Raw genomic sequence first — 12,984 nt, 5'->3', positions numbered from 1 at the left:
TACTTGGCCCTATGGGTCAGGTACGTTGCCTATTTTTTGAAATCAGCGCTCACATCCCGGCCGGCAATGCCGTTGGCAAAACCACCATAGGCCTGTTTCCTGGTGAAGTCACGTTTCCAGAGGCCAATTGGCTCACCGGCCCGCCAGGCAGCCCCGTCGGCACTGTCCATCAGGCTCCACATCGTGATGCCGTAACGCTGTTTGGCCGGTACGATTTCCATGTATTTTTTGATCGCGTACTCATACAATTCGGCCTGTGCTTTATACTGAGCGGGCGTTGCTGCCGCCGTTTTGATGCCTCCACCAATGGCGATGTCCATCTCGGATACCCTGATCATTTTGCCGGTAGCAGCCAGCAACTGGAACATTTGATCGATGTTTTCGCGCTTCGTATCCAGCGTCATGTGCATTTGCGTGCCGATTCCGTCCACTTTGGCGCCTTTGCTTTCGATATAGTTTACGTATTCGATGAGGCCCCGGCACTTGTTCAGGTCGTTTTCCAGATTATAGTCGTTGATGAACAGGACATCACCCGGATTACCGTGTTGCCGGGCCAGCTTGAAGGCATTAACCGCATAATCTTTACCGATGTAATCCTGCCAGTAAAACTCGTTGGTGGGAATACCGGTCCGGCCTACGGCGGTTTTCAGCGTGTTTGGCTTGGCATCGTCCATTGGTTCGTTCACCACGTTCCAGGCTTTAACATACGATTTGGTCTGCGTGAGCATTTCGGTGATGAATTTTTCCTGCGCTGCGCCGATGATCTTGGCTTTCTCGTCGGCACTCAACTGAAGAATGACGGGCGCTCTGTACAAGGTCGATCGGGGGTTGAGCCGTACTTCGTCGAGGTAATACGTACCCGGCGTGGTGCCCATGTCGTAGCGGAGAGCCGAAAGGGTACCCGCCGATTTAATGTTCCACTCCACATACTGCCAGCCTGTACCGGTAATTACGTCGGCCTGATATTGCACGTCGGACCCAGTGCCTACTGTTGAGCAGCGGAATTTACCCGGCGCATCGGATCGGACAAAAAACGACAGCGTGTACTCGCCCACTGGTACGGGTGCCGGGCTAAAATCGAGCGCGATCTGGGCATCCCAGGGGTTTGCTTTCGATGTATGGGTGTATCGGAGGCTTTTGGTGCCAACCAGCCCGGTATTGATCACATCGCGGGTGCTTGAGCCGCCCCATGAGTTCCAGCCGGTTTGGTTTTGCTCGAATGAACCGTTCACGTAGTTCACCCGCTTATCGGCCGGGTCGAAGTCGACACCGGTTAATAACAGGCTGTTGAGGTAAGCCGCGTTCTGGTTAGTATGCCCGGTGAGTGTATGGCCGTGGACACTAACGCCCGCCGTCTGAGCCGCCTTGAGCAGGTTGATGACGTTAGAAAAGTCCAGCTTTCCATCGGCCTTAACAAGAGCACCGTGCTTCATTTCGTTGCCCAGCGTGATGTCGTTAAAATTGCTGTTTACCATCCGGGCCATGACCCCGTTAGCCAGATAATCGGTCAGGCTAACGCTGGCGCCCAACTTGAAGTTAGGATTTTCGCTGGTGTTCAGGTACGTCTTCAGAGCGGCGTACTTATTGATTGGCTCCAGCATGGCGACGCTTTCGGGCTTGGCCATTATAAACTCGCTTTTATCTGGCTGACAGGCTACCGACAGCGCCGTTAGGAGAGTCAGTAGGGATATCGATTTTAATGAGGATGTCATATTATTTCGGATAGGGGATGTCGAATTGAGCAACCGTCTTCTTACTGGTACACTGGAACAAACGTTTCGGCCACAACTCCCCGGTTCCGAACCACCAGCGTGTCGGTGGTGGCCAGATGGGCGTTGTTGAAATCGACCTCGTAGTTGAGGTGCAGTACATCGCGATCCTGGTTGCCCCAGCTCTTAACGTCGCCGCGCTTTACAAACCGGCCTGTTCCTTTCACAGTGTAGTTGGTAGCATCGGTCGTGATGGTGCAGGTGTTGGCTTCATCGAACGTTAGAATAAGCCGGTAGGGCATATCGGTGCCGTTTGTGCTTTTGATGGCGTTGGTAAACACGACCTGCCGCAGCGATCGGGTGGTCACATTACACACCTCACTGTTTTCGATGTACACGCCCCGGCGCACCTGTGTTTTGTTGATGGCGGTGTTGCCCGCCTTACCGGTAATCACATCTTTACCGCGCCGCAGGTACGTGGCATGCCAGGGGTTTATGTATTTCACGGCATAAAGAATATAGTCTTTCGGCGTCACATCCCAGTCGCTACCCACGGTGCGGCGGGGGGCGGACAGCAGGCTTCTGCCCCGAAGCAGCGAATCGGCATTCTGCACTTTACTCATCACCACCGGAATCACGTAGGTGTTCCTGATCGCGGCCGGGTCGGCAAAAAACGCGTCGGTCAGTTGTACTTCTACACCACCGGAAATACTTCCCTTCGGAATAATGATCTGGTTAGCGGCCAGGGTGTAATAGTTGCTCGGCATGGGCAGCACTTTCTGACTGCTGTTGTTAAACGTCAGCCGATCGCACAACGAATTATCGACATTGATATCGACGGTAATGTCTGATTTATTGGTGTAGGCACCGCCTTTGGTGGCCATAATTTTGCACTTGTAGGCGTTGTCGAGCGACGTATCGTAGAGGTCTTCGCCGAGGGTTATGGTGCGGACGGGCGATTGGTACGCGAAGTAGACCGTCGTGTATTCGAAGTCGGGGAATACCCATTCCTCGTTCTTGCAGGAGCTGAAAAGAGCCATTCCTGCCAATAATAAGAGCGTGTGTAGTTTCTTCACCTTGTTGGTTGATTAGAAGTTGGGTACGTTACCAGCCTTTGTTCTGCACGAGTGATTTCCATTTCAGCATTTCGCCGTAGGGAATAGGGCCGTGGTTCATGTGGGCAGCAAACACGCGGTTCTCGACCGGGATTACCACATAGTTACCCGTTGTGATCTGAATGCCATTGGCGCGCTCGGTGAGTGGTTCGTTCCAGCGGCGCAGGTCCCAGAAGCGGAACCCTTCAAAGCACAGTTCCAGCCGGCGTTCGTTCCGAATCAACTGACGCATATCGGCCTGACTTTGTACCGAGTTCAGGTACGCATCGCTGTTGGTGGTGCCAATGCCCGCCCGCTGACGAATAGCCTTGATCACATCGCGCGCCGAGAAACCCACTGTTCCGGCAGCATCAGGGCCCCAGGCTTCGTTAGCCGCTTCGGCATAGGCCAGAAAAATCTCGGTGTACCGGATGCGGGTGGTGTAATGCCGTTGATCGTTGATTCCGATCGGGTTCAGGTTGACGTCGGCCCGTAGCAGTTTACGCATATAGTAGCCCGTGCGGGTCGACGTTTCGATCTGGTTCACCGCATCGTTCCCGCTGCCGGTTTCGGTTCTGATTACTGAGTTGGAAGGACCCATCGTGCTACCGTTGGTGATGATGTAGCGTTGCAAACGGGGGTCTCGGCCGGCGTAGGGCGTCTGTGCATTGTAGCCGCTCGCTGGTGAGCCAATCGGATAGCCGTTGGCCATCGGGAAAGCATCGACCAGGTTCTGGGTGGGGTTGATCCGGCCCCGGCCAAAGAGCGAAGGCGGATAGTTGTCTTCTTCCAGGTTCCGGCTATTGGACGCATCGCTGCGCCACAGAATTTCTGGTGGATTGATACCCGCACCGAGGCTGTTGATCTCGGTCCGGTTATCGTACCACGTTCCTCCGTTGGCGGCTAGTCGGGCTGGGCCACCAATCAATTTCAGCACTTCGCCCGCGTAATTGGCGGCGTCGGCCCAGGTGGTTGTGGTGCCGGTTTTATAGGCGGGGCTGGCGGCCAGTAACGCTGCCTGGGCGCGGATGGCTTTGGCAATCCGCGCTGTCATCCGCAGGCGCGAATATTGCCCAAACACGCGGGTGTACTCTTCCGCGGTGACACCCGCATATTTCGTAGGCACCTGCGCCTGCGTCGACACATCTTCGAAGTCGAGGGGTAACAGTTCTTCTGCTTGCTTGATGTCGTTGTAGAACTGCTGCATACAGGCCTCGAACGTAGCGCGGGGCTGGTTGAAGTCTGACTTCGTATCCTGCGGTTGGGTCAGGATGGGCACGCCCAGCAATTCGCCACTGTTCGACCAGCCGCCGTGGGCTCGCAGCAACTGAAACATGTAAAAAGCACGCAGCCCGTAGGCTTCCCCTTTAATGCGGTCTCTGAACATCTGGGCCGCTTTAGGGTCGATGGCCCAGGTTACTTTATCGACTTCGGACAGCATAGTGTTCAGGTACTGAATGGCCGAAGTACTGTTTACCCACTGTTCGGTTGGGTTGAAGTTGGCTGTCCACTGACCGGTGGCTACCTTTTGGTAGGCGTTGTTTTTATCGTTGCTAACTGCGTCATCGGTAGCCACGTCGTTGAACGAAAGGCCGGGCAGGCGGGTGTATCCGTTGAGCAGGAACCCCTGGGCAAAGGTCACTTCTTTATACATGGCCTCTTTGCCCGGCAGGTTTTCAACCTCAGGTTCGAGCAGATCAGCGCAGCCCGTCAGCGACAGGCTTGCGATGATCAAGGCAGGTAAGAATCTTTTCATAATATTGGCTAGCCAGAAAGCTAAAAACTGGTTAGAATGCTGCGTTTAGACCCAGGTTGAAGAATCGGGTTTGGGGACCCCCGCCAATGTTTGTTTCCATGATCTGCCGTTCTTTGGCCACAACGAGCAGGTCGGCACCGCTGGCATATACACTCAGATCGCGAATGAACTTGCCCGCCAGTATCCGGCTGGGAAGCGTGTAGGTAACCTGCACCCTTGAGAGGTTGAGCCGGTTGTTCCTGTACAGCCAGAAATCAGACGTACGGATGTTGTTGTCGTTGTTCAGGCTGGTTAGGCGTGGGTACGTTGCCGTGGCTGCGGTTTCGGGCGTCCAGCGATCACGAACGGCGGCCGAGTATTTATCGTCGCCCCGAATCCAGAAATACGAGCTGTTTTTCTGCGAATAAGCCCCCTGGTTACCGGTGGCAATGGTGAAGAACGTCCAGTTCTTCCACTTGGCCGTCAGATGTACCCCAAACGTGAGTGGCGCTCCATTCCAGCCCGCCCGACCCAGGTATACTTCATCCCGGCTGTCGATGATGTTATCCCCATTCTGATCGACGTACTTGATATCGCCGGGTTTCACCTGACCATATGATTGCGTGGCGTGGCTGGCGATGTCGCTTTCGTTGGCAAAGAGGCCATTGCTTTGCAGCCCGAAAATGGCGTCGAGTGGTTTGCCTACGCGGTTTTGATAGGCATTTTCAAAGTTTTCGGCGCGTTGCATAACTTTCGAATTGTAGACGGTTCCCGTCACGCCAAGCGTCCAGGCCACCTGTCCGAGTTGCTTGTTCAGGGCTATATTGAAGTCGAGGCCTGTGCGCTGATCGTTGTTGTAGTTTACATACGGAAGGAATGAACTCTGGGGGAATCCCTGCACGAAGTAGCTGGGGTAGATGGTAGCGGCCTGCGTGATGATGCCGTCCATCCGGCTAACGAATACGTTGGCATTCAGCGAAACCAGCTGCTGGAAAAATGAGCCTTCGACGCCTACGCTGACTTCTTTACGCTGGGCAAAAAACAGGTCGTTGTTTTCGCCCCGACGCGAATCCGTTGTCCGGGTCAGGCTGCCGTCGCGCCAGCTATACCAGGTACCATCGGCGTGGGTAAAAATGCCTTTGTAGAGGTAGTAACCCGGAATATCCAGATCAGTGTGCAGGATACCGGCAGAGGCCGTTAGTTTCAGGTTGTTGACCACTGATGAGCCAGCCAGGAAGCCTTCTTCACTGATGCGCCAGCCTGCCGATAGCGTTGGCGAGAACGCCGTTCGGTTTCCGGGAGGTAGTTTGGCCGAGTAGAGCAGGTTACTGCTGAAATCCAGGTAGTACTTCTGCCGGTAGTTGTACGACAGTTGCAAGCCCGTGTTGATGTGGCTTTGCGTGGCGTGGTAAATAGCCGTTTCGGTCCGCTGATGACCGGTGCCAACCAGGATCGCGTTGATATTGTGTACGTTGTTGATCGTGGTGGCATAGTTAAACTGACCCGAGAAAAACAGCGTTTGTTGCCGCCAGCTATTGCTTACGTTTTGCGCGCCGTTGTTCCGGTCTTCGCCAAACTTCTGCATGCTGCTGATGAGATCTTCGCCCGCATAGTTGTTCCAGCTTGGGGAGTAGATCGCGTACTGGTTGTTGAACGACAGGTTATACGACGATGAATAGTCGACGCCAATTCTTGTACCAAACGACAGTCCCGGCAGGGTGCTACCCAGATCTATATTGATGGTGTTGGTAAACTGAAACTGACGGGTTGTTCCCTTATTATAGCCAGCTGCGTAGATATCGGCAAACGGGTTGGTCAGGTGTTGCTGCGTGCCACCCAGCAGGTATTTGCCGTCGATGAGGTAGTTACTGTTCTGCACCTGAATTTGCGACAGCGGGTCGTTTTCTTCGATCATGCTGATCGGAATCAGCGGCGAAAACCGATAGGGGCGAAGCGTAGCGGCATTGCTCCAGTAGTTGCCGTGCGCCGCGCGGTTGTTGCTGAAAATAGCCGAGGCATCGACCGACGTCGTGATTTTGTCGTTCAGGCGCACATCGATGTTTCCGCGCACGTTCAGCCGGGTGTTGTTGTCGTTTTTCGCTTCGCCAAAGTTGATCAGCGAGTTTGAGTGAGCGAATCCGATGTTGGTGTAAAACCGGGCTCTGGAATTGCCACCTGATATCTCGGTGATCGCGTCGGTCCGGTTAGACACTTTCCGGAGATACTCGGGCGAATAATAATCTACGTTGGGGTATCGATATGGATTGGTGCCCGCATGGTGGTTCCAGATAGTTTCTTCGCTGTATAACTGGGCCAGTCCATCGTTGCGGCGGGCTTCGTTGTACAGCGTCATGTACTCGGCCGATCCCACGTATTCTGCGTAACCCTTGGGTACGTGTACCCCCGAATTGACCCGGACATTGATCCGTTTCTCGTTGGCTACGCCGCGTTTGGTCGTAATCTGAACAACGCCTTTCGCCGCCCGGCTACCATACAGCGCGAGTGCCGCCGCGCCTTTCAACACGGTAATCTGCTCAATTTCTGTGGCGTGAATATCCGTCGTGGCGCTGCGGGGTACCCCATCGATCAGGACCAGGTATTCGCCCATGCCCCAGATATTGCCATTGAACCCCGGCGCAAAGGCACTCAGGTTATCCAGCGCTCCGGTGGTATAGTTTTTTTGCAGCAAGGCAGGTACGTTCACTACGGCCACTCCACCCAGCAGGTCTTTGGCTGGTACTTTACGAAAGGCTACATTCACCAGGTCGGACGTATTGCCGAGTCCGGCCAGAATAATTTCCTGCATATTGGTATCGGCCACGGCAACGTGAGCCTGATACCCTTCGGCTGATACCTGAACGACGGATTTGGGTGCAACAGCCAGGGTGAATGCGCCCAGGCTGTCTGTTGTTGTTTGCTCCTGGCCGGCATTGGCGCTGACGAGGGCGTTTGGCAGAGGTTTGCCCTCGGCATTCCGAACAATCGACCTGACCTCGACTTTCGGCGCAGTCTGTGCCAGTACCCCCGCCGTAGAGAGGGCTAGAAAGGCACAGACCGTAGTTGTAACTAATAAGTGTTTCATGGTTCTGAGTGGCTAACCTTACCGATTTATTTCGTCTGAATGGGCCAGTGGGCCTACAAATAGGCATGGCACGGCCTGAGATGCTTCCCGAAGAGGAGCATTCTGAAAAAAATAGGCGGATAGGCGCGGCTTGGAAAAGTGTTTGTCAATCAGGCGGTCAAGCCTCCCGTTTACCAGCCTGGGTTTTGTGGAAACGCCAGATACATGCTCACGTCAACGACCTTCAGCGGTAGCCAGTAGTGCTTGCTGTTGAAGCGTCGTTCGAGAATAACCCGCTCTTTCAGATTGGCTACTTTGCCGCCCGGAGCCCGATCGAAATCGTGAGCCGTTTTCAGCGTATACGGCCGTTCGGTAAGCAGGAGCCAGCGGCGCAGGTCGTTGAACCGGTGGCCTTCAAACGCCAACTCTACAGCCCGTTCGCGAATCAGTTCGCCCATGAACGCCTCTTTAGAACCCATGAACTTGCTATTCACATCGGCCACGCCTGCCCGTCGACGGATCTTGTTCACGGCGTCGGCAGCCGTAATGTAGCCGGGATGGCTACCCGAGGCAGACCCGTAACCGTGTAGCGCTGCTTCGGCATACATTAGGTACACATCGGCCAACCGCATGTAGCTCAGGTGAATAAAGTGCGACTGGTTGTGTCCGTTGTCGTCGTAATTGGTGGTGCGTGGAATGAATTTGCCGTTCAGGTAACCGGTGCGGCTGCCATTGTTATCGTCGCGGTAGCTGCCTTTGGTGAACAGGTTGGCATAACGATGCGCTTCGCGAGTGGCCGAAATGCCCTGAATCATTTTTACGCCGTCATAAATAATGTCTTTGTAAAAACGAGGATCGCGTCCTTTCCAGGGGTCGGTAGGGTCGTAGCCCGATTCAGCATCGGCTTGCTCGGCATTCTTGATAGGCATACCGTTGGCCATACCGTAGTAGTTTACGTAGTTGGCCGTTGGTGAGAAGCAAACATTCCCTCCGTTGAACAGCACACCGGCAACGTATTGCTCGTTGAGGCCCCAGCGGGTGGCGCCTCCGTCATAAGCTGGTGACTGCATAATGGCTTCCGGAAAACCGGGAATTCGGTAACCCTGGTTGAGCGTGTAATACACACTCGACATCTCCGCGAAGTTGGCCAGTTTGTGGGCGGTCTGTCCGCTTTCGCTCAACTGAAGCAGCGTGGCAAAGGCTTCTGCCGCTTTTTTGCTTAGCTCAACATCGTACGTTTTGCTACCGGTCGAGGCCATGTTCATCAGCGGACTAGCGGCGTAGAGGTAGTTCTTGCCCATGAAGCCCAGCGCCATGATTTTGTTGATACGCAACTGATTCTTGCCCAGGGTGCGTTTGCCGGCGTCGGTATCATCCCAGTTGATGGGGAGCAAATCGGCCGCCGCCTTGAAATCTTCAGCCGCCTTTAACGCTGCTTGCTGATACGTCAGGCGCGGCAGGTCCAGCTTCTGATCGGCAGGTAACACCTTGTCGATATAAGGGAGTCCACCGAAGTAAGTCATTAACTGGAAGTGGAACCAGGCCCGGAAAAACAGCAGTTGGCCTTTCACCAGGTTTTTTTCCTCGGGTGTAGCATCGGTTAGGCGGTCCAGGTTCTCCAGACCCATATTGGCTTTCCGAATACCGTACCACGCCAATGGCCAAAACCGTTTATTGAACCGGTTGGTCCGATCGAGCGTGTTGCCCGGACCATCCATCCAGTTCGACCCCCAGCCGTCGTTCTCCCGCTGCCAGCCCCAGAAGTCGCCATTGTCGATTTTGTAACCAAAAAAGTGGGTCGAACCGGCCACGATGATCTCATCTTCACCCCAGTTGAACGAGCCCTGCCAGTAGAACTTCGACGACTCGGGCAGGCAGTAATAGAGTTCTTCGACGAAGCCCTGAAAGTTGACAAAGTTCTTGAAGGCATCGGTCGCCGATACCGTCGATTGATTCTCTCTGTCCAAATAATCCTTGCAGGAAGGTAAGACAAACAGCATGGTTGCCAGGGCAAACCAGCCAATTGATTTTGTAAATCGTTTCATGTTTCCGTGTGAGTTACAAAGTGATGTTGATGCCGAAGTTGTACCGTTTTACGGTAGGGTAGGCTCCCTGCGCTGCCCAGCCTGTACCGGCAAAGTTCGATTCGCGGTCATCGGGCATTTTGGTCCAGAGCCATAGGTTGTTGCCATTGGCGTAGATGCGCAGGGTGCGCACACCGAACCGCTCAACCCAGCCCCGGTTGAAGGTGTAGGCGACTTCGGCGTTTTTCAGACGGGCATAGGAGCCATCGTACATGTAGAAATTACCATAGGTCGACCCGTCGGTAGCCGTCATCAGGCGGGGTAGGGGTGAGTTGGCCGTTGGGTTGTCTTTTGTCCAGTACGTACCCTGATCGTATACCGTATTCAGGCGTGAGCCGAAGCTGGTGAACACGACCTGACGGGTTACGTTGTTTACGCCGTAGAACTGGGCAAACGCACTGAATCCTTTCCACTCAAATCCAACAGTAGCGTTGTAGGTGTTCTGCGGCCGGTTGGGGTAACCGTATGGAATGTTGTCGTACGTATCGATTTTACCGTCACCGTTATAATCCACAATCTGGAGATTACCGGGTAGCTTCTGCCGGTCGTTGGTATTCTGTTCGGTACTGCCATACAGCTCGTCCCAGGTGTTGTAGTAGCCGTGGCTGACATACGAGTAGGTCTGACCGATTTGTTTGCCTTCTGTCTTGCGGTAATCGGGCAGCAGGCTCGGGTTATCGGCTTCAATGATCTGGTCTTTGGCATGCGTCATGTTGGCATTACCCCACAAGCGTAGTCCATTCGGAAGCTGATGGTTCACTTTTACCTCCATTTCATAGCCTCTCACCCGCACGCTGCCCAGGTTGGCCACGGGAGCAGTAGCACCATAGTAAGACGGAATAGCCCGTGCCCCACCGGCAATGAGGATATCGGTCCGGTAATCGTTGAAGACATCGACGCTGCCGGAAACGGTGCCGTTGAAGAGCGAGAAGTCGGCACCCAGGTTGGTCTTGGTTACTGTTTCCCAGTGTACTGATGGGTTACCAACCGATGATTCCCGATACCATACGTAGGGGCTGACGTCGTTGTTGTTTTCGCCGATTTTGGCCTGCCCATTATATGCCCACTGCGTCATGTAGAGCCAGCGTTGGTTGATGTTGTCATCGCCGATTTTGCCGTACGATAAACGGACTTTCAGCAGGTCGATAAACTTCACTGGTTTCAGAAACGCTTCTTCAGACAGCAGCCAGCCTACCGCACCCGACGAGAAGAAGTGGAAGCGGTTGTCGGCACCAAATTTTTCTGAGCCGTTGTAGGCTCCGTTTACTTCGGCGAAGTACTTGCCCGCATAGTCGTAGGTAGTACGGAATACCCAGTCTTCGCGGTAGTTGGCAATCTCGCTGCCCGCAGCCCGATCTTCGCGGCTGAACAGGCCCATCGCGCTACCTGTATGCTTGCGCCAGGTTTTGTTGTAGTTCAGTTTAAGCTGGTAAAATAACCGGCGGTAGGTCGCTCCATTGTCCATCGCGCCCGCCTGCGGTGCCCACCGAATGGCCTCCTGAAAATCGAACATATTGGCGGCATCGTACGTAAACCGGTAGCGCGACTCGCCCGTAACGGGGTCGATCCACTTTGTTTGCGGGTCATTGTAGAGGTCATTGATACCCCGCTGACTCTCCACGAAACTATTATCCCACGAAACGGTACCCGCCGTGCTCAGGCCGGGCAGTACCATTTTCAGGTCCTGATTCAGCGTAAAATCGGTGGTGATTCGGCTGGTGGTCCGTTTCATGACACCACTACGGGCCAGATTCAGAATAGAGTTAGTAGCTGCCACAGGATCTGCCGCGTAGTAGCCCCAGGTGCCGTCTGAATAGCGGGGCATCATTACATCGGGTGCCACACTGTAGGCTCCCTGCCACATGTCATATTCGCCGCCGGTGGCGCCCCAGGGGCTCTTTTTCACCCCGTTCGAGCTAGACAGATTGGTGATCAGCAGGGTAGTGGGTGTCAGTTGAAAATCCAGGTTGGTCCGTACGTTGATCCGGTTGAATCCGTAGCCCGCCTGATACCCCCGGTTGTTGTTCCATTCTTTGAAAATATCGCCATCCATCAGGAAGTCAGCCGAGGCGAAGTACTTCACAAATGACGTACCTCCCGACACATTCAGGTTGGCACTGTACGACTGCGTAACCGGCTTGAACATTTCTTTGGCCCAGTCTACGTTTGGGTAGCGTTCTGCTTCGGCCAAACTGGCTGGGTTCCGGTATTTATTCAGTATCTCGTGGGGCGTGTAGGTAGCCCATCCGGCCGACTCCAAACCCAGTTCGCTTTCAATTACCTGATTGCGAATGAGTCGGGCATCGTAGGAATCATATTTGTTGGGCAACGCCGATGGTGATTTCAGCGTGTAGTCGGCCCGTACGTTGATGTTGGCTTTGCCTTCTTTACCCCGTTTGGTGGTGATCAGAATAACTCCATTGGCACCCTTCACGCCGAAAACGGCCGTGGCCGACGCATCTTTCAGCACAGAGATTGTCTCAATCGACGAAATATCCACGCTGTTCATAGGGCGTTCAATACCATCGACCAGAATGAGCGGCGAACTGTTGTTCCAGGAGCTTAGGCCCCGAATCAAAATGCGCGGATCCTCTTCGCCGGGCATACCTGTACTCGATGTAGTGATAACGCCAGGTACGTTGCCCGTCAGGGCTGACCCTACGCTGTATACGCCTCCGGCCCGTTCGAGTATTTTACCGGTCGTTTGTGAGATGGCTCCCACCACACTTTGCTTTTTCTGTTGTGCGTAGCCAACTACTACCGTTTCGGCAAGGGTGATATCACCCCCGGAGAGCACCACCTTCACACTGCCGCCATTTTCTACGGTTACTTCCTGCGGTTTCGAGCCGAGGTACGAGACCGTCAGGATTTGCTTACCAGCTGGGACCTTCATGGTAAACTCACCGTTGACGTCTGAGGTGGTACCGGTTGTGGTATTCTTCAGAATCACATACGCCCCAAACAGCGGCTTTTGCTGCTCATCGAGCACCACGCCCTTCACCGTTTGACTCTCCTGCGCCATTGCCAGCTGACTGGTCAATAGCAAACACATCCACACAATCCAAAACCCGAGCAGTCGGGTCACATTCATTCCGCACGTTGGGAATTGGCCTGAGCACTGTATAGTTTTTATCATTTCACTTTCGTTGAATTACATTTTATCAATTAGTTGTAGCATTCAATCGCTGAATCGGGTACGTTTTTTTTCGTGTACGATACGATACATGGACGTATCCTGATAAATTTTTGACAGCATAAAAAAAATAGGAGGGTTACAGGATGAAAATTCACTTATTTTTTT

Annotated in this window: 6 protein-coding genes; all 6 read right to left on the bottom strand. The window is 53.9% G+C overall.

Annotation, left to right across the window (positions count from 1 at the left end):
• Positions 1–29: 29 nt before the first annotated feature.
• Positions 30–1,712, bottom strand: coding sequence for an endo-1,4-beta-xylanase (locus ACAW87_RS13095; protein WP_370723845.1), 1,683 nt, complete (start codon positions 1,710–1,712; stop codon positions 30–32).
• 41 nt (positions 1,713–1,753) lie between these two features.
• Positions 1,754–2,785: a DUF5627 domain-containing protein gene (locus ACAW87_RS13090; protein WP_370723844.1), complete on the bottom strand. Its 1,032-nt coding sequence runs from the start codon at positions 2,783–2,785 to the stop codon at positions 1,754–1,756.
• A 28-nt stretch (positions 2,786–2,813) separates the two neighbouring features.
• Positions 2,814–4,559, bottom strand: coding sequence for a RagB/SusD family nutrient uptake outer membrane protein (locus tag ACAW87_RS13085; protein ID WP_370723843.1), 1,746 nt, complete (start codon positions 4,557–4,559; stop codon positions 2,814–2,816).
• A 31-nt stretch (positions 4,560–4,590) separates the two neighbouring features.
• A complete protein-coding gene (locus ACAW87_RS13080; protein ID WP_370723842.1) occupies positions 4,591–7,620 on the bottom strand; it encodes a SusC/RagA family TonB-linked outer membrane protein in 3,030 nt (1,009 codons plus the stop codon).
• Between the two features lie 170 nt (positions 7,621–7,790).
• Positions 7,791–9,644, bottom strand: coding sequence for a RagB/SusD family nutrient uptake outer membrane protein (locus tag ACAW87_RS13075; protein WP_370723841.1), 1,854 nt, complete (start codon positions 9,642–9,644; stop codon positions 7,791–7,793).
• 13 nt (positions 9,645–9,657) lie between these two features.
• Entirely contained in the window at positions 9,658–12,774 is a 3,117-nt protein-coding gene (locus tag ACAW87_RS13070; protein ID WP_370723840.1) for a SusC/RagA family TonB-linked outer membrane protein, read from the bottom strand.
• Positions 12,775–12,984: the final 210 nt, after the last annotated feature.

The organism is Fibrella aquatica (genome assembly GCF_041321135.1).
Lineage (GTDB): Bacteria > Bacteroidota > Bacteroidia > Cytophagales > Spirosomataceae > Fibrella > Fibrella aquatica.
This window is presented reverse-complemented; position numbering and strand designations above follow the sequence as displayed.

Excerpts from the sequence above, each read along its gene's own strand:
- ACAW87_RS13075 (WP_370723841.1), bottom strand. The coding sequence starts at position 9,644 with ATGAAACGATTTACAAAATCAATTGGCTGGTTTGCCCTGGCAACCATG.
- ACAW87_RS13085 (WP_370723843.1), bottom strand. The coding sequence starts at position 4,559 with ATGAAAAGATTCTTACCTGCCTTGATCATCGCAAGCCTGTCGCTGACG.
- ACAW87_RS13070 (WP_370723840.1), bottom strand. The coding sequence starts at position 12,774 with ATGAATGTGACCCGACTGCTCGGGTTTTGGATTGTGTGGATGTGTTTG.
- ACAW87_RS13095 (WP_370723845.1), bottom strand. The coding sequence starts at position 1,712 with ATGACATCCTCATTAAAATCGATATCCCTACTGACTCTCCTAACGGCG.
- ACAW87_RS13080 (WP_370723842.1), bottom strand. The coding sequence starts at position 7,620 with ATGAAACACTTATTAGTTACAACTACGGTCTGTGCCTTTCTAGCCCTC.